This window comes from Thermohalobaculum sp., from assembly GCF_058622915.1.
Map to the genome: position 1 here is coordinate 1 of NZ_JBZSYN010000133.1, position 18125 is coordinate 18125.

Annotated in this window: 16 protein-coding genes and 1 other RNA gene; 5 read left to right on the plus strand and 12 right to left on the minus strand. The window is 72.4% G+C overall.

Translation table 11 applies throughout. From position 1 onward, the window contains the following. The 5 genes from AC32QD_RS10380 to carA all read right to left on the minus strand — a co-directional run. The coding region (locus tag AC32QD_RS10380; protein WP_492010426.1) for an acetoacetate--CoA ligase at positions 1–1911 on the minus strand (1911 nt) is incomplete at its 3' end. 151 nt (positions 1912–2062) lie between these two features. Beyond that, positions 2063–2752, minus strand: a complete 690-nt coding sequence (locus AC32QD_RS10385) for an alpha/beta fold hydrolase (RefSeq protein ID WP_492010427.1) — start codon at positions 2750–2752, stop codon at positions 2063–2065. Beyond that, positions 2749–4137, minus strand: a complete 1389-nt coding sequence (rimO, locus tag AC32QD_RS10390; RefSeq protein ID WP_492010440.1) for a 30S ribosomal protein S12 methylthiotransferase RimO — start codon at positions 4135–4137, stop codon at positions 2749–2751. Before rimO ends, AC32QD_RS10385 begins: the two co-directional genes overlap by 4 nt. Before the next feature lie 343 nt (positions 4138–4480). After that, complete coding sequence (locus AC32QD_RS10395; protein ID WP_492010428.1) at positions 4481–6361, minus strand: glycosyltransferase family 2 protein; 1881 nt, start codon at positions 6359–6361, stop codon at positions 4481–4483. Between the two features lie 208 nt (positions 6362–6569). Continuing rightward, on the minus strand, positions 6570–7760 hold the full coding sequence (gene carA, locus AC32QD_RS10400) for a glutamine-hydrolyzing carbamoyl-phosphate synthase small subunit (RefSeq protein ID WP_492010429.1): 1191 nt from the start codon (positions 7758–7760) through the stop codon (positions 6570–6572). A 248-nt stretch (positions 7761–8008) separates the two neighbouring features. Here carA and AC32QD_RS10405 point away from each other — a divergent pair, with 248 nt between their 5' ends. From AC32QD_RS10405 to AC32QD_RS10425, 5 genes are all read left to right on the plus strand, one after another. Then, positions 8009–8461, plus strand: a complete 453-nt coding sequence (locus AC32QD_RS10405) for a GatB/YqeY domain-containing protein (protein WP_492010430.1) — start codon at positions 8009–8011, stop codon at positions 8459–8461. A 94-nt stretch (positions 8462–8555) separates the two neighbouring features. Next, a complete protein-coding gene (hisS, locus tag AC32QD_RS10410; RefSeq protein WP_492010441.1) occupies positions 8556–10157 on the plus strand; it encodes a histidine--tRNA ligase in 1602 nt (533 codons plus the stop codon). Positions 10158–10187: 30 nt separating this feature from the next. Next, complete coding sequence (locus AC32QD_RS10415; protein ID WP_492010431.1) at positions 10188–11354, plus strand: ATP phosphoribosyltransferase regulatory subunit; 1167 nt, start codon at positions 10188–10190, stop codon at positions 11352–11354. Further along, a complete protein-coding gene (gene hisG, locus AC32QD_RS10420) occupies positions 11351–12058 on the plus strand; it encodes an ATP phosphoribosyltransferase (protein WP_492010432.1) in 708 nt (235 codons plus the stop codon). The genes AC32QD_RS10415 and hisG overlap by 4 nt, the downstream gene beginning before the upstream one ends. 209 nt (positions 12059–12267) lie before the next feature. Continuing rightward, positions 12268–12903 (plus strand): outer membrane protein, encoded by a 636-nt coding sequence (locus tag AC32QD_RS10425; protein WP_492010433.1) that lies wholly within the window; start codon positions 12268–12270, stop codon positions 12901–12903. Between the two features lie 106 nt (positions 12904–13009). Here the strand turns inward: AC32QD_RS10425 and recR are convergent, their stop codons facing one another. The 7 genes from recR to AC32QD_RS10460 form a co-directional block, all read right to left on the minus strand. Beyond that, positions 13010–13609, minus strand: coding sequence for a recombination mediator RecR (recR, locus tag AC32QD_RS10430; protein WP_492010434.1), 600 nt, complete (start codon positions 13607–13609; stop codon positions 13010–13012). Positions 13610–13634: 25 nt separating this feature from the next. Continuing rightward, positions 13635–13979, minus strand: coding sequence for a YbaB/EbfC family nucleoid-associated protein (locus tag AC32QD_RS10435; protein ID WP_492010435.1), 345 nt, complete (start codon positions 13977–13979; stop codon positions 13635–13637). Beyond that, the gene (locus AC32QD_RS10440; RefSeq protein ID WP_492010436.1) at positions 13976–15961 is read right to left on the minus strand and encodes a DNA polymerase III subunit gamma/tau; all 1986 of its coding nucleotides are present in this window, start codon (positions 15959–15961) and stop codon (positions 13976–13978) included. Before AC32QD_RS10440 ends, AC32QD_RS10435 begins: the two co-directional genes overlap by 4 nt. Positions 15962–16058: 97 nt before the next feature. Next, entirely contained in the window at positions 16059–16865 is an 807-nt protein-coding gene (locus AC32QD_RS10445; protein ID WP_492010437.1) for a DUF2182 domain-containing protein, read from the minus strand. A 4-nt stretch (positions 16866–16869) separates the two neighbouring features. Next, a complete protein-coding gene (locus tag AC32QD_RS10450) occupies positions 16870–17508 on the minus strand; it encodes a DUF1326 domain-containing protein (protein ID WP_492010438.1) in 639 nt (212 codons plus the stop codon). A gap of 108 nt (positions 17509–17616) precedes the next feature. After that, an RNA gene (ffs, locus tag AC32QD_RS10455) (signal recognition particle sRNA small type) lies at positions 17617–17713 on the minus strand. A 154-nt stretch (positions 17714–17867) separates the two neighbouring features. Continuing rightward, a partial coding sequence (locus AC32QD_RS10460) for a PASTA domain-containing protein (protein WP_492010439.1) occupies positions 17868–18125 on the minus strand: 258 nt, incomplete at its 5' end.

Below are 18125 nucleotides of genomic sequence, written 5' to 3' on the forward strand. Positions count from 1 at the left end.
CGCCTCCGGGTTGGCCAGCGCCTCCTTGTTCTTCACCTCGCGCCCGTGCACCACGTCGCGCACGGCCAGCTCGACGATCTTGCCCGACTTGGTGCGCGGCACGTCGCCGACCTCGAGCACCTTGGCCGGCACGTGCCGGGGCGACGCCCCCTCGCGGATACGCGCCTTGATCCGCTTGATCAGCGCCTCGTCCAGCACCGCGCCCTCGTTGAGCCTGACGAACAGCACCACGCGCACGTCGCCGTGCCAGTCCTGGCCGATCACCAGCGACTCCGCGACCTCGGGCAGCTGCTCGACCTGGCGGTAGATCTCGGCAGTGCCGATGCGCACGCCGCCCGGGTTCAGCGTGGCGTCCGAGCGGCCATAGATAATCACGCCGTCATGGGCGGTGATCTCGGCGAAGTCGCCCTGGCACCAGGCGCCGGGGAAGCGCTCGAAATAGGCCGCCCGATAGCGCGCGCCATCCGGATCGTTCCAAAACCCGATGGGCATCGAGGGGAAGGGCCGGGTGCAGACCAGCTCGCCCTTCTCGCCCCGCACCGGCGCGCCCCGCTCGTCATAGACGTCGACCGCCATGCCCAGGCAGCGCGCCTGGATCTCGCCGCGCCAGACCGGGCCGATCGGGTTGCCGCCGACGAAGCAGGCGATGAGGTCGGTGCCCCCCGAGATCGAGGACAGGCAGAGGTCGCGCTTGATGTGGCCGTAGACGTAGTCGAAGCTCTCGGGCAGGAGCGGCGAGCCGGTCGAGGTGATCGTGCGCACGGTGCCCAACTCGTGGCTGCGCATCGGCTCGGCGCCGGCGTTCTTCAGCGCGTCGATGAACTTAGCCGAGGTGCCGAACAGCGTGATGCCCTCGGCGTCGGCCAGGTCGAACAGCACCTCGGGCCCGGGATGGAACGGCGAGCCGTCGAACAGCACCAGCGCGGCGTCGCAGGCCAGCGCCGAGACCAGCCAGTTCCACATCATCCAGCCGCAGGTGGTGAAATAGAACACCCGATCGCCCGGCTTCACGTCGCAGTGCAGCCGGTGCTCCTTGAGGTGCTGGACCAGGGTGCCGCCGACCCCGTGCACGATGCACTTGGGCTTTCCCGTCGTGCCGCTCGAATACATGATGTAGAGTGGGCTGCTGAACGGCACGCGCGTGTATTCGATCGCGCGTGCCTCCTTCCCCGCAATGGCATCGGCCAGCGTCACGCCCCTGGGCAGCGCCGCGACCTGAGGCGTATCGGCCAGGTAGGGGCACACGACGATGCGCTTGAGGCTCGGCAGTCGGGCCGAGAACTCGGCGACGCGGTCGAGCGAGTCGATCGCCTTGCCGTTGTAGTAATAGCCGTCGGCGCAGAACAGCACCTTGGGCTCGATCTGGCCGAAGCGGTCGAGCACCCCCTGCACGCCGAAGTCGGGCGAGCACGACGACCACACCGCGCCCAGCGAGGCGGCGGCCAGCATCGCCGCCACCGTCTCGGGCATGTTCGGCATGAAGCCCGCCACCCGGTCGCCCTCGCCGACGCCGGCCTCGGCCAGCAGCTGCTGCAGCCGGCTGACCAGCGCGCGCAACGCGTCGAAGGAGAGGTGGCGCCTCACCCTGCCCTCGCCGCTAAAGGCGATCGCCGTGTCGGGGGCTGCGCGGCGCAACAGGTTCTCGGCGAAGTTCAGCCGCGCGTCGGGGAAGAACCGCGCGCCCGGCATCCGGTCGCCGTCCACCAGCACCCGCTCGCCGCGCGTGCCGATCACGCCGGCGAAGTCCCACACGCTGGCCCAGAACTTCTCCATCTCGCCCACCGACCAGCGGTGCAGCGCGTCATAGCCCCCCAGCGCCACCCCCCAGTCCCGCTCGATGCTGCCCAGGAAGGCGGTGAGGTTGGCCTTGGCGATGCGGTCCTCGGATGGCTGCCAGAGCGGTGTGTCCATGGCGGCGCGGTCTCCCTGCTGCGGTTGCGGGCTCCACCCTGCCCAGAAGGGCAGGTCCCGAGGAAGCAATCTCTTTGGGCAAGGTAGAGAAGGCCCTCTGCGCTGCCAAGCCGCGCGGCCGGTCACAACCGCGTGCGAGCGGGCGCCCCGGTCAGCCGGTGCGCTCGAGCAGCGCCGCGATGCGCGCGTTGACCGCCTTGGCCGCCTCCACGCAGGCGATGTGGCCGCAATGCGGGATCTCGGTCAGCGTCGCGCCCGGCAGCGCCTCGGCGAGTGGCCGGTGCACGAGCGGCGGGCAGACCCGGTCGTCGGCCCCGACGATCACCTCCACCGGCCCGGCATAGCCGGCGATCAGCGGAACCATGTCGCGCCGCGTGTCCAACGCCCGGGCCTGCGCCAGCGCCACCGGCTCGGGCGTCTGGCCCATCCGCTGCCGGGTCACGGGGCCCAGCCGCCCGGCGACCTCGGCGTCGTGGCGGTAGAACTGGGGTACGAAGGTCTCGATATAGACCTCCAGCCCCTGGGCGAGGAGCCCGGCGCGCCATTCTATCTCCTTCGTGCGCGCGCGCGCGGGGTCGGTGTCCATCAGCACCGCGCCCGCGACCCGCCCGGGCGCCCGCGCCAGAACCTCCATCGCCACCATGCCGCCCATGGACAGCCCCGCGACCACGAAGCGCTCGGGCGCGTCGCCGAGCAGCCGCTCGGCCATGGCACCCAGATCGTCGTCCTGCATGGTGTCGGCGAACACCATCGCCCGGGCGGCCCCGAACAGCGCGATCTGCGGCACGTAGAGCCAGGGCCCGCACAGATGGCCGGGGATCCACACCACGGGCAAGGTCATGGCGCCACCCTCCGGCCCCACAGGTCGTAGTCCCCCGCCTCCTCGACCTCGACGCCGACGATGTCGCCGGGCGCGAGGTCGGCAAAGTTCTCCTCGATGAAGAGGTTGCCGTCGATCCCGGGCGCGTCGCCCTTGGTGCGGCAGATGGCGCCGTCCGCGTCCACCTCGTCGACGATGGCGTCGAGCCGCTGGCCCACCCGGCCAGCCAGCTTCTCAGCCGAGATGCGCCGCGCCACCTCCATGAAGCGCTGCCAGCGCGCCTGCTTGACCTCTTCGGGCACCTGGCCGGGCAGGTCGTTGGCGGCGGCGCCGGCCACGTCCTCGTAGGTGAAGCAGCCCACCCGGTCGAGCCGCGCCTCCTCGAGCCAGTCGAGCAGATAGGCGAAATCCGCCTCGGTCTCGCCGGGAAAGCCGACAATGAAGGTGGAGCGGATCGCGATCTCGGGGCAGATCGCGCGCCAGGCGCGGATGCGCTCGAGCACCTTTGCCTCGTTGGCCGGCCGGCGCATGGCGCGCAGCACGGCGGGCGCGGCGTGCTGGAAGGGGATGTCGAGATAGGGCAGCACCAGCCCCTCGGCCATCAGCGGGATCAGCGCGTCGACATGGGGGTAGGGGTAGACATAGTGCAGCCGCACCCAGGCGCCGAGGCTGCCCAGCCCCCGCGCCAGCTCGGCGAGCTGCGCCCGCCACGCGGCGCCGCGCCACGCGCTCGCCGCGTGGTGCAGGTCGAGCCCGTAGGCCGAGGTGTCCTGGCTGATCACCAGAAGCTCGCGCACGCCGGCCGCGACCAGCCGCTCGGCCTCGCGCAGGACCGCGCCCGCGGGGCGTGAGACCAGGCGGCCGCGCATCTGCGGGATAATACAGAAGCGGCAGGCATGGTTGCAGCCCTCGGAGATCTTCAGATAGGCATAGTGCCGGGGCGTCAGGCGCACGCCCTGGGGCGGGATCAGGTCGATCTTGGGGTCGGGCGCGGGTGGCACCGCCGCGTGCACCGCATCGAGCACCCGCTCGTATTGCTGCGGCCCGGTGACGGCCAGCACGGCGGGGTGCGCGCCACGGATATAAGCCTCGTCGGCGCCCAGGCAGCCGGTGACGATCACCCGGCCGTTCTCGGCCAGCGCCTCGCCGATCGCCTCGAGGCTCTCGGCCTTGGCCGAATCGAGGAAGCCGCAGGTGTTGACGATCACCGCCTCCGCACCCGCGTAGTCGGGCGAGATGGCATAGCCCTCGGCCCTCAGCCGGGTCAGGATGCGCTCGGAGTCGACCAGCGCCTTGGGGCAGCCGAGCGAGACCATGCCGACGCGCGGCTGCCCGTCGCGGGCCGGCGTCGGCCCCTCATGCGCGGGCGCGAGGTCGCGTTTCAGTTCCGGCGGGTCGTGGCGCATGGCGCGCGCCATAGCGCGATTCGGCCCGCCCCGCCAGCCCGTCATGCCACCCCGTCACGCCACCCGGCCCCGCCAGCCCGTCATGCCAGCCCGTCATGCCAGCCCGCCCCCACTGGGCCTCGGGCGCTTGGGACCTCGGCCGCTTGGGACCTCGGGCACTCGGGACCCCCGGGCGCTTGGGACTTGGGCACTTGGGACCCAGGCGCTTGGGGCCCGGGCACTTGGGACCCGGGCGCTTACGGCCCGGGCAATTGGGACCTCGGCGCGAGCCGGGCCCGTGCCCCCGAGCCCGTGCCCCCGAGCCCATGCCCCGAGCCCGCGTGGCCCCCGCTGCGCCCCGGCGCTATTCCCCCGCCGGCACCGCGGCCCGCTGGCGGAACACGCGGCTGATGCCGTGGCGGGTCTTGTCCCAGTAATAGGGCGCGCAGACCATCTCGATCACCGCCTTCCAGGCCGCCAGCGCGCCCAGCGTCCAGTAGAGCGGCAGCGTCGGCACCCACACCAGCAGGCCCGGGCTGCGACGCCGCACCATGGCCAGCGCCGCGCAGCCCAGCATCACCGCCTGGCCGGTGCCGAGCGACAGGCCCAGCGGCCAGACCAGCCACACCGGCAGCGACGCGCCCCACAGCGGCTGCCCGGTGGCCACGCCGCCGATCAGCGCGACCCAGAACAGCGGCATCGCCAGATAGGTCGCCGCCGCGCCGAGGAACAGCACGTTGAGGCCGAGGAAGCCGCGCAGCCCCAGCTCGCGCCACAGCCGCGCCGGCGCCCGCATGTGGCTGAGCCAGGTCAGCAGATAGCCCTTGAGCCAGCGCGAGCGCTGGCGGATCCACGGCCCGGGGCGGCAGTTCGCCTCCTCCAGCGTCACCGAATCGAGCACCGCGCAGCGCAGGCCGCGCCGCGCCAGGCGCATGCCCAGATCGGCGTCCTCGGTGACGTTGTGCGCGTCCCAGGCGCCCAGCCGCTCCAGCGCCGCGCGGCGGAAATAGACCGAGGTGCCGCCCAGCGGGATCGGCAGCCCCAGCCGCTGGAAGCCGCGCAGCAGCACGTCGAACCAGATCGCGTACTCGATCTGGAAGCAGCGCGTCAGCCAGTTCTCGGTGGCGTTGTAGTAGGCGAGCTGGCACTGCACGCAGGCGACCTCGGGCGGCGCGGCGTTGAGCGCCTCGGCCACCTGGCGCAGCTGGCCGGGGTCCGGGCGGTCCTCGGCGTCGAGGATGCCGATCACCTCGCCCTCGGCGAAGTCGAGCGCGAAGTTCATCGCCCGCGGCTTGGTCCTCGGCGCCCCCTCGGGCACGATGATGGGCGCGATCCAGCCGGGCAGCGCCGCGGCCTCGACCGCGGCCAGGGTGGCCTCGTCGCCGGCCTCGAGCAGGAGCTTCACGTCGAGCAGATCGCGCGGATAGTCGAGCGCCTCGAGCGCGGCCAGGATCTCGGCCACCATGCCCGCCTCGCGATAGAGCGGCACCAGCAGCGTCACCACCGGCAGCGGCCGGCGCGCCGCCAGCTCCACGGTGCCCGGCGCCGGTGCGCGCGGCGCCGGACGGCGCAGCCCGGCGACCAGCGCCAGCAGTCGCAGCACCGTGGTCGCGGCGTTCAGCACCAGGAGCAGCGCCAGCGCCGGTGCCAGCCCGGCACCGCCGCCCGCGACCATGAGCCAGGCCGCCACGGCAAGCGCCAGCGCCACCCCGGTGCGCGCGTGGCCCAGCCCGCGCACGCTGTGGCCCCGCGCGGTGCGCATCGCCGCGCGCCGCGCCAGCGGCCCGCCCAGCACCCGCCCGAGCGCCCGGTCGAGCTGGCGCGTCGGGGCCACCGCGACCGGCGCCTGCGCCGCCCCCAGCGCCACCAGCGCGGCGCCGGCGCCCTCCGGCCGGTCGGTGACATGGACCGTGACGCCGCCGATGCGCTGCCAGGGCAGGATACGGTGCATCAGGTAGAGCCCGGCCTGCGCCGGATCGACCAGCCCGCCGTCCACCGGCGCGGCATCGAGGTCGAGATGCTCGAAGCCCCACTGCTCGGCCAGCGCGCCGGCCACCGCGCCGCCGCTGGCCCAGCCCTGCGCCACCAGCATGTCGCCCAGCCGGCGCCCGCAGTCGGGCTGGCGCGCCAGTGCATCGCGCAGCCGCCCCGGCTCGAGCGCCTGCCGCTCGACCAGGATCTCGCCCAGCCGCGGCCGCGTGCGCGCACCGCTGCCGGGCCGCCCGAACATCACCACGCGGTTCATCGGCGCCCCCCAACCGGCGCCCCGACCGGCGCCCCGACCGGCGCCCCGGCCCGCGCCCGGACCCGTCTCTCTTCCCGCCTCTCGACCCACCTCTCGGCCCACCCGGCGGACCGCCCCAGGGGGGCCCCTCGCACAACCTCACGCAACATCGCACTCCTCCGCCCGCTGCAGAGAAGTCCTGCGTAGTGGTTAACTGGTTAAGAGAGGCTTAAGCCCCGCGCCGCGCCTGCATCGCCGCGGCGAAGCGCTCGAACAGGTAGAAGCTGTCCTGCGGCCCCGGGCTCGCCTCGGGATGGAACTGCACCGAGAAGACCGGCGCCCCCTCGACCCTGAGCCCACAGTTCGAGCCGTCGAACAGCGAGACATGCGTCTGCTTCACGCCCTCGGGCAGGGTGGCGCCGTCGACCGCGAAGCCGTGGTTCATCGAGGTGATCTCGACCTTGCCGGTCTCCAGGTCCTTGACCGGGTGGTTGGCGCCGTGGTGGCCGAACTTCATCTTCACCGTGCGCGCGCCCAGCGCCAGGCCCATCATCTGGTGGCCCAGGCAGATGCCGAACAGCGGCCGGCCCGCCTCGATCACGCCCCGGATCATCGGCACGGCGTATTGCCCGGTCGCCGCCGGGTCGCCGGGTCCGTTCGACAGGAACACCCCGTCGGGGTCGTGCGCCAGCACCTCCTCGGCCGTGGCGCTGGCCGGCAGCACCACGACCTCGGCGCCCACGCCTGACAGGCAGCGCAGGATGTTGCGCTTGGTGCCGTAGTCCACGGCGACGACGCGGAAGCGCGGCTCGTCGAGCCGGCCGAAGCCCTGGCCCCAGTCCCAGCGCGTCTCGCGCCAGCGATAGGACTGCGGGCAGGTCACCTCGCGCGCCAGGTCCGCCCCCTCCAGCCCGGGGAAGGCGCGCGCCGCGGCGACCAGCGCCTCGGTGTCGAACGTCCCGTCGGCCGCATGCGCCACCGCCACGTGCGGCATGCCCAGCTCGCGGATGCGCCGGGTCAGCCGCCTTGTGTCCACGCCGGCCACACCGATGCGCCCGCGCCGCGCCAGCCAGGCCGAGAGGTGCTCGGCCGCGCGCCAGTTCGCCGGCGCGGTCACGTCCCACTTCACCACCATGCCCAGCGCCACCGGCTCGCCCGCCTCGTCGTCCTCGGGGTTGGTGCCGACATTGCCCACATGGGGGAAGGTGAAGGTGACGATCTGCCCGGCATAGGAGGGGTCGGTCATGATCTCCTGATAGCCGGTCATCGCCGTGTTGAAGCACAGCTCGCCCACCGCCCGGCCGGTGGCGCCGAAGCCGCGGCCCCAGATCAGCGTGCCGTCGGCCAGCGCGATGCAGGCGGTCGGCCGCGCCCCCGCGCCGAAGAACTCCGCCTGTCCCGGATCGACCGCCGTCGCCATTGCCATTCCCGTGCCAGCGCCTCCGCGCGGGGAACCTAAGCCCGCCCTGCGGGGCCGTCAAGCGAGCACGCCAATAATAATCGTCGTTTCATATCAGCGTGTTACGCGTCGACAGCCGAGTTGCCGCAGACCCCGCGCTGGTGTAGTCTCTTGCGCCCCGGCCGCGCCTTGCGGCAATCCCGTCAACCGGCCAGCGCCCGAACCGCCACCAACCAGGAAGCCCCAACCAGGAAGCCCCCGAGGGTCCGATGCGAGAACAGATCACGGCCGCGCTGAAGGAGGCGATGCTCGCCAAGGACAAGCTCAGGATCAACACCCTGCGCCTGATGCTGGCGGCAATCCGCGACCGCGACATCGCCCGCCGAAGCGACGAGAGCGGCGCCGAGATCGACCAGGCCGAGATCATGGCGCTGTTGGCGCGCATGGTGCGCCAGCGCGAGGAGTCGGCCGCCGCCTACGAGACCGGCGGCCGCATGGAGCTGGCCGAGGCCGAGCGCGCCGAGATCGGCGTGATCCAGGAATTCCTACCCCGGCCGATGTCGGACGCCGAGATCGACGCCGCCGTGAACAAGGCCATTGCCGAGACCGGCGCCGGCTCGATCCGCGACATGGGCAAGGTGATGGGCCTGCTCAAGTCGCGCCACTCGGGGCAGATGAACTTCGCCGAGGCCGGCAGCCGGGTGAAGGCCAGGCTCGCCTGAGCCGCCGCGCACCCCGCTTGCCCCCTCGCGGCCGATCCGCTAGGGAACGCCCCGATCCGATCGCATGCGCGCGACCCCCAAGCGGACCCGCCCGATGGCCAAGGACAAGCCGAAGAAACTCCCCCGCCCGCGGGCCGAGACCCCGCGCGGCTTCCGCGACTACGCCGGCGGCGACGTCACCGCGCGGCGCGCCATGCTCGAACGCATCTGCGAGGTCTACCACCATTACGGCTTCGACCCGCTCGAGACCCCGGCGGTCGAGACCGTCGAGGCGCTGGGCAAGTTCCTGCCCGACACCGACCGGCCCAACGAGGGCATCTTCGCCTGGCAGGACGACGACGAGGCCTGGCTCGGCCTGCGCTACGACCTGACAGCGCCGCTGGCGCGCTACGTGGCGCAGAACCGGCTCGAGCTGCCCACGCCCTACCGCCGCTACGCCGTCGGCCCGGTCTGGCGCAACGAGAAGCCGGGGCCGGGGCGCTTCCGCCAGTTCTACCAGTGCGACGCCGACACCGTGGGCACCCCTACCGTCGCCGCCGACGCCGAGATCTGCATGATGCTGGCGGACGCGCTCGAGGCGGCGGGGATCGCCCGCGGCGACTATGTGGTGCGCATCAACAACCGAAAGGTCTTGAACGGGGTGCTGGAGGTCGCGGGCCTGCCCGAGGGGGCGGAACGCGAGCGGGGCATCGTGCTGCGTGCCATCGACAAACTCGACCGGCTGGGCGAGGAGGGCGTGCGGGCGTTGCTCTGCAGCGGCCGGCGCGACGAGAGCGGGGACTTTACCGCGGGCGCGGGTCTCAGCGACGAGCAAGCTGAGATCGTTATGCAGTTTGTTTCTGCTAACAAGATCGTCGAAGCCGAACTCACGAAAGGGCCGCCAGACCCAGACAACCGGATCCCCGGGGGCATGGGTTTCATGATTTCCGATCCTAATGAGAACGGCGATCATGCCGGACGGGTTTGGAATTCGGCAGCCCTTGATCATCTCATGCGTCTAGTGGGCAAGAACGATACGGGCTTTCAAGGCCTTAAGGAACTTGCTGAAGTCACCGACTTGCTTGCCGCACAGGGTTATGGACCAGACAGAATAAAGGTGGACCCCTCGGTGGTGCGCGGCCTGGGCTACTACACCGGCCCGGTCTACGAGGCCGAGCTGACCTTCGAGATCACCGACGAGGAGGGCCGCGTGCGCCAGTTCGGCTCGGTCGCCGGCGGCGGGCGCTACGACGACCTGGTCAAGCGCTTCACCGGCCAGGCGGTGCCGGCCACCGGCGTCTCCATCGGCGTCGACCGCCTGCTCGCCGCGCTGCGCGCCATCGGCCGCGCCGGCACCGCCGGGGCGCAGGGCCCGGTGGTCATCCTCGCCATGGACCGCGAGCGCATGGCCGGCTACCAGGCGATGTGCGCCGAGCTGCGCACCGCCGGCATCCGCGCCGAGGTCTTCCTGGGCGGCGGCAACATGGGCAAGCAGCTCAAATATGCCGACCGCCGCGCCGCCCCCATCGTCGTGATCGAGGGCTCGGACGAGGCGGCCCAGGGCGTCGTCACGCTCAAGGACCTCGCGCTCGGCGCCCGGCTCGCGGCCCAGATCGAGACCCGCGCCGAATGGATGGCCCAGCCCGCCCAGCTCACCGTGCCCCGCGCCGGGCTGGTGGCCGAGGTGCGCAAGATGCTCGCGCGCCCCGGGAACTGACATGGCGAGGACTGACCCGGCAGGCCCGAGATGAACGCCGTGCGCCAGGGCGCCGAGCACAGCGCGCTCGAGGCGGCGCTGGCCACGCTGGCGCGCGTCTTCGCCGCGGCCGGCTTCGCCCCGGTCACCGCCGTGCACCTGTTCGAGGCCGAGACGCTGATCGACCTCTATGGCGAGGACATCCGCGCCCGCGCGTTCCTGTTCCCCGGCTCGGGCGGCGGCGGCGAGCTGTGCCTGCGCCCCGACTTCACCGTGCCGGTGGTGCGCGCCCATGGCGCGGGCGGCTGGGCGCGCCGCGCCCGCTACGCCTACCAGGGCCCGGTGTTCCGCCGTCAGGCGCCCGGCTCGTCGCGGCCCACCGAATACCTCCAGGCCGGCATCGAGGACCTCGGCAACCCCGACCGCCCCGGCGCGGACGCGGCCACGCTGGCGCTGGTGCTCGACGCGCTCGGGGCGCTTCAGGCCGGCCCGCTCGCCGTCACCACCGGCGATCTCGGCATCGCCTTCGCCCTGCTCGATGCGTTGCCGATGCCGCCGCGCCGCCGCCACCAGCTGCGCCGCCACTTCTGGCGCCCGCGCCGCTTCCACGCGCTGATCGAGCAGGCCGTCGCCGGCCCCGCCGCGACCACGCCCTTGCGCGCGCAACTGCTCGAGGCCGCCGCCGGCCCAGTCCCCGCCGACGCCGTCGCCGCGCTGGCCACCGCCGCCGGCGAGCCCCTGGGCCTGCGCGCGACCGACGAGATCGTCGCCCGCGCCCTGGCGCTGGCCGAGGCCGCCGCCGAGCCGCCCATGCCGCGCGCCGAGGCCGAGCTGATCGAGACCGCGCTTTCCGTGCAGGGCCCCGCCGGCAACGCGCTCGCCCGCCTGCGCGCGCTCACCGCCGAGGCCGGCGTCAACATCGCCCCCGCCCTCGACCGCTTCGAGGCCCGCCTCGCCGCGCTCGAGCGCGCCGGCATCGACGCCGCCGGGCTGCCCTTCGACGCCGCCTTCGGCCGCAACCTCGAATACTACGAGGGCTTCGTGTTCGAGATCGGGGCGACGGGCCGCGCCGACCTGCCGCCCCTGGCTGGCGGCGGGCGCTACGACGCCATGACGGCCCGCCTCGGCGCCGCCACGGCGATCCCCGCCGTCGGCGCCATGATCCGCCCCGAGGCGGTGCTCGCCGCGCGCCACGCCGCGCCGGAGGCGCAGCCATGAGCCTCACCCTCGGCCTGCCCTCCAAGGGCCGGCTCCAGGACGACACGCTCGCCTGGTTCGCCGCCCGCGGCATCGAGATCGCGCGCACCGGCGACGCCCGGCAATACGCCGCCGAGGCGCGCGGCGTCGACGGGCTCGAGGTCGTCCTGCTCTCGGCCGCCGAGATCCCGCGCGAGCTCGCCCGCGGCCGCCTGCATCTCGGCGTCACCGGCGAGGACCTGGTGCGCGAGCGCATCCCCGACTGGCAACGGCGGGTGGCGCTCGCCGCGCCCATGGGCATCGGCCGGGCCGATCTCGTGGTCGCGGTGCCCGCCTTCTGGGTCGACGTGGAGACCATGGCCGACCTCGACGAGGTGGCCGAGGCCTTCCGCGCCCGCCACGGCCACGGGCTCAGGGTCGCCACCAAGTACCCCAACCTGGTGCGCGCCTTCTTCCAGGGCCGCGGCGTCGCCGACTACCGCCTGATCGACAGCCAGGGCGCCACCGAGGCGGCGCCGAAAAATCTTTCTGCCGAGGCCATCGCCGACATCACGTCCTCGGGCGAGACGCTGCGCGCCAACCAGCTGCGCGTGCTCGCCGACGGCCTGATCCTGAAAAGCGAGGCGCATCTGTGCCTCAGCCGCGCGGCCCCGCGCGACCGGGCGCAACAGACCGCGCTTCGTCGCCTGGGCGAGACGCTCGGACTCGACGGGCTCGAGTCCTGACCCCCTGCGGGGCGGTGAGGATTGCCGCGACTCCGCGCTCTTGGAGTAACCGCCAAGTCAAGCGGGACCTGTGATACTTCTGACACAGATGATTTTAGAGCCGAACGATCTGTATCTTCTCCCGCACCCTGCAATTGTTTCGGCGCCCGGACTCGTGCTAGCGCAGCTTGCGTCTGAAAAAAACTTCACACGACATCAAGGGGGCTGCCATGCACGTTAAAACGGCATCGACTCTGGTTCTGGCCACGGCGCTGGTCGCGCTGTCCGGCCCCGCCTTCTCGGCGGACTGGAGCGGGTTCCACGCCGGCGTGCATACCGGCTACGCTTTGGGCCATACCGGCTTCGACTATCAGGGGGGCGGCGCAGCCAGTCACGACACCGAAGGCCCGTTCGGCGGCTTCCAGGCCGGCTACGACATGCAGAGCGGCAGCCTGGTCTACGGCGCCGAGCTCGAGGCGAGCGTCTACTCCGTCGACGGCTCGACCCACTGCCCGAACCCGTCTTGGAGCTGCCAGAGCTCGCTTGGCCCCGGCGGCAGCGCGCGCGTCCGGGTCGGCTACGCGACCGGCAACTTCCTGCTCTACGGCACCGGCGGCGGAGCCCTCGTCGACGCCCGGCTGCAGACGGTCAACCCCGCCGGCCAGGACTTCGGCGAGAGCCAGACGCAGCTGGGCTGGACCGCCGGCCTCGGCGTCGAATACCGCTGGACGCCGCTGATCAGCACCAAGCTGGAGTATCGCTACACCGACCTCGGCGACGCGACCTACACGGTCGACACCGGCTATAAAATCGATGCCGACCTGCACTATCACGCCGTGATCCTCGGGGTGAACTGGCACTTCTGAGCCACGACCGGCAAGGGCCGGCCCAGGGCGGGCCCAGGCGGGCCCGCGCCCGCCCCAAACCCGCCGCCCCGATCCGGGGCTTCAGCCAGCCACCGTGGCGGCAGTCTCACATCCGCTTGCGCGCGCTCAGCGCCGCCGACAGCGTGCCGTCGTCGAGATAATCGAGCTCGCCCCCCACCGGCACGCCCTGGCCCAGCGAGGTGACCTCCGCCCCCGTCCCCTCCAGGTACTCGGCGATCACATGCGCCGTGGTCTGCGCGTCGACCGTGGCGGCCAGCGCCAGGATCACCTCGCGCACCCCGCCCTCGCGCGCCCGCTCGGCCAGCTCGGGGATGCGCAGCATCTGCGGCGTCACCCCGTCGAGCGCCGACAACAGCCCGCCCAGCACGTGATAGCGCCCGCGGAACACCCCCGCGCGCTCCAGCGCCCACAGATCGCCCACGTCCTCGACCACGCAAAGCGCCGCGTCGTCGCGCCGGGGGTCGCGGCAGATGGCGCATTCCTCGCCGGTCGCCAGGTTGCCGCACACCCGGCAGGTGGTCACCTTCTCGGCCACCTCGGCCAGCGCCTGCGCCAGCGGCAGCAACAGCCGCTCGCGCCGCCTGACCAGCGCCAGCACGGCGCGCCGGGCCGAGCGCGGGCCCAGGCCCGGCAGCTTCGCCATCAGCTCGATCAGCCGCTCGATCTCGGCGCCGCCGCCGGTCATGCGCGCCTCTCTGTGGCCGCCGCGCTCATCCTCCGAAGGGCAGCTTCATCCCCGGCGGCAGGGGCAGGCCCTCGGTGATCTTGGCCATCTCCGCGCGGCCCTGCTCGCGCGCGCGGCGCGAGGCGTCGTTCACCGCGGCGACGATCAGGTCCTCGAGCACCGCCTTCTCGTAGGAGCCGTCGAGCAGGGCGGGGTCCACGGTCAGCGCCCGTACCTCGCCCTCGGCCGTGGCCCGGGCGGTCACCATGCCCGCGCCCGCCGAGCCCTCGGCCTCGATGGCGGCGATGCGTTCCTGGGCCTCGGCCACCTTCTGCTGCATCTCCTGGGCCTGCTGCATCAGCTTGGAGAAATCGCCCAAGCCCTTCATCATGGCATGTCCTCCTCGAACGGGTCGCCGTTCTCGATCAGGTCGTCGCCCGGATCGATCCCCGGATCATCCTCCGGATCATCCGCCAAACCATTCCCTTCCAGATCGTTCCCCGCGGCGCCGTCTTCAAGCGCCGCCGCGCGCCCGCCCAGGGGGCGCACGTCGCGGATCTCCGCGCCGGGGAAGGCCTCGAGCGCGGCCAGCACCAGCGGGTGCTCGGCGGCCCGCGCGGTGCGGCTGGCCCGCTCGGCGGCGCGCGTCTCCGCGATGCTGGGCGCGCCGCCCGCGCCGCTCACCATCACGCTCCAGCGCGCCCCGGTCAGCGCGCCCAGCCGCTGGCCCAGACGCCCGGCCAGGTCGCCGGGCGCCCCCGGCGCCGGGGTGAACTCGATCAGGCCGGGCCGCAAGCGCACCGGCCGCAGGTACTCCTCGACCTCGTGCAGAAGCTTGATGTCGCGCTCGCGGCGCAAAAGCGCGACGATGTCCTCGATCGCGGCATAGCCCGCCAGCCCCGTCTCCGGCTCGGCCTCCGCGCGCCCGGCCGGCACCGCGGGTGCCTCCCTTTGCGCGTCCCTTTGCGCCTCGCTTTGCGGCGCCGCGCCGCCGGCCACCGCGGTCAGCCGCGCCGCCGGGCAAGGGCGGCCCCCTTCGCCGCCCCCTTCGCCGCCCCCTTCGCCGCCCCCTCCGCCGGTGCCACCGCGCCCGCCGCCGCTGCCCGAGCCTTTGCTGCCCGAGCCTTTGCTGCCCGGGCCTTTGCTACCCAGGCCGCCTGCGCCGGACGGCGCCCCGTCGCCCTCGCTCAGCCGCCGCACCAGCTCCTCGGGCGGCGGCAAATCGGCCACATGGGTCAGCCGGATCACCGCCATCTCGGCGGCCATCATCGCGGTCGGCGCCGTGGGCAATTCCTCGATCGCCTTGAGCAGCATCTGCCAGGCCCGGGTCAGCACGCGCATGGACAGCCGCGCCGCCAGATCGCCGCCGCGCCGGCGCTCCTCGGCCGAGACGGTCGGGTCCGCCGCCGCGGCGGCCGAGATCTTCAGGACCGAGACCCAGTGCGTCAGCTCGGCGAGATCGCGCAGCACCACCGCCGGGTCGGCCCCTTCGGCATACTGCGCGGCCAGCTCCTCCAGCGCGCCCCTGGCATCGCCGCGCATCACCGCCTCGAACAGGTCGATCACCCGCGCCCGGTCGGCCACGCCCAGCATGGCGCGCACCTCTCCCGCGCCGATCTCGCCGCCGTGGCCCAGCGCGATCGCCTGGTCCAAGAGCGACAGCCCGTCGCGCACCGAGCCCTCGGCCGCGCGCACGATCAGCGCCAGCGCCTCGGCGCCGATCTGCGCCCCTTCCTGCTCGGCAATCCCGCCCAGATGCTGCAGCATCAGCTCGGGCTCGATGCGGTGCAGGTCGAAGCGCTGGCAGCGGCTCAGCACCGTGACCGGCACCTTGCGGATCTCGGTGGTGGCGAAGATGAACTTCACGTGCTCGGGCGGCTCCTCCAGCGTCTTCAGCAGCGCGTTGAAGGCCGAGGTCGAGAGCATGTGCACCTCGTCGACGATATAGACCTTGTAGCGCGCCGACGCCGCCCGGTAGCGCACCGACTCGATGATCTCGCGCACGTCGCCGACGCCAGTGTTCGAGGCCGCGTCCATCTCCAGCACGTCGACATTGCGCCCCTCGGCGATCGAGACGCAGGCCTCGCAGGCGCCGCAGGGGTCGATGGTCGGCCCGTCGCCGCGCGTGCAGTTCAGCCCCTTGGCGATGATCCTCGCCGTGGTCGTCTTGCCCACTCCGCGCACGCCGGTCAGGATGAAGGCATGCGCGATGCGGTCGTGCCTGAACGCGTTGGTCAGCGTCCTGACCATCGCGTCCTGGCCGATCAGGTCGCGGAAATGGCCGGGGCGGTACTTGCGCGCCAGCACCTGATAGGGCTGCGCGGTGTCCGAAGGGGACGTTTCCGGCGGCATCGGGGGCGTGCTGTCGTCCATCAACGGGGTCCGGGCTGGGCCTGTCCGGGGTCTCGCCGCGGTCGCGCGGCCGGCCCCAGCTATAGCCGCGCGGGACCGGCCCCGCAAGGAAACCGGCTCAGCCCAGCGCCGAGAGCATCAGCGCCGCGCCGCCCATGACCAGCCCGGCCCCGGCAAGGCGGGCGACGCCGTCTCCCCGGGGCAGCAGCTTCTCGGCCATGACGAACAGGGCCAGCCCCGCGATCCAGTAGAGGTTCATCACGCCGCCGAAGAACAGCAGCGCCATCAGGAACCAGCAGCAGCCCAGGCAGTAGGCGCCGTGCAGGACGCCCAGCCGGAAGGCGCCTGCCCGCCCCGGACGGTGGTGCTGGCTGAGGAACTGCGCCGGCTGCCGGCAGTGGCGCAGGCAGGCCTGCTTGATGGGCGCGAACTGATAGAGCCCCGCCACGATCAGGATCGCCGCGCCCAGCGTCGCGCTGGTGACCGTCATCAGCCCCGGCGAGACCAGCCCGCGCAGCTCCAGCGCCCATTGCAGCACCGTGGCCAGGACGCTGAACCCCGCCCAGACCGCCAGGTAGCCGCTTAAGAAAACGCCCGCAAGCCTGACCGAATTCGCCGCCGGGTCGGTCTTTCGCTTCACCGCCGCAAACAGCAGGATCATCGGTGCCGCGCTCGGCGTCATCATGGCGACCATCATCACCCACCACATGAGGAACACGAGCACGCCATAACCGGGCGTCCAGGACGCGGGCTGCATCGCCATGCCGCGCGCCCGCGCCAGCACGGTCATCTCCAGCGCCGACATCTCCATGCCGACGCCGGTCACCGTGTAGACCGCTGCGATCAGGCTCAGCGCCGCCAGGGCGGCGATCAGGCGCGCGCGATCGCGCCTGAGCAGCGCCTCGAGCGGGCCACCGGCGGTCATGACCTCAGGCCGCCTCGCGGATCACGCCGGTGTTGGACAGGTGCAGCTCGGCGAAGGCACCGAAGCTGTCCTCCATGTTGACGTCGATCGCGCCTTCGGACTTCGTCCAGGCGCGCCCGACCTCCATCAGCGCCGTCTCGAAGCCGTTGGGCAGGTCGATGCGCACCCGGTGCTCGTTGCCGGTGACCGGGTTGAGAATCGGCTCGCCGCGGCTCTCGAAGCAGCCGGGCACCTTGGTGCGGCCGCGCCGGGCGGGCGGGTCGGACTCGAACTCGATGGGTTTGAAAAGCGGCTCCAGCTTGGTCGGGCACATGGTGGCAAACACCGACCACATGGTCGTCATCGGCTCGGTGTCCTCGCCCGACATGATGGCCAGCATCGCGGCGCGCTGCGCGTCCGAGGCGCGCTCGTCGACGATCAACTGCATGGTACCGTCGCCCTCGTGTACCGCTCCGGGCCAGCGGTACATCACCGCCCCGCGCAGCCCGTCGAGCGGCACCTCGCCGTAATGCCCGCGCGTGATCTCGTAGGCCGCGGCCGCATAGCAGTCGCCATGCGTCGGCAGGGAATTGAACTGGCAGGGGCAGGCATAGTCGCAATTGCAGTTGGCGAATTCGACGCCGTGGATCTCCCAGGGTGTCATGACAATCCTCCCTTTAAATCCCACGCCCCGCGGCGACCCTAGCAAAAAACGCGCCCCGAGTCGCCCCGCCTGCGCACCGGCGGGCGTTGAAAATTCTGTGAGGGAGGAGGTGAGAGGCTGGACAGCGACCCGAACGAAACTCGTTACGGCTGCTTCCTTCCGGACCTGACCGGGTTGGCGAGGCGTTCGCCCGTGCCAACCTCTCGCCCCCCATATACGGACGCCGGCCGGCCCGCGCAACCCGGCCGGCAAAGCGCCGCGCCGGCCGTTGCGGCCGCCCGCCCCGTCTGGCATCAAGGGCGCGACCTCACCTGCCCCCTCACCTGCCCCCTCACCTGCCCCCTCCGGGGTGGTTGGGGTCAGAGAATGACGAGGGTGACGGTGCTGCCCTGGGGTGCCTTCTCGCCCGCCCGGGGGTCCTGGGAGCGGACGGTGCCGAAGAACCCGCCGAGGAACTTGCGGACCTCGACCATCTCGGGTCCCTTGGAGATGTCCAACGTGACGGTGTCGCCGGGGAAGAGGTTGCCCCCGCTGGGTCGCTGCGCAGCCACGAGGCCCCTCGCGACCGTCGTGCTGGAGACCTTCTCGCCCTTCTCGACGTTGAGCCCCAGGCCCTC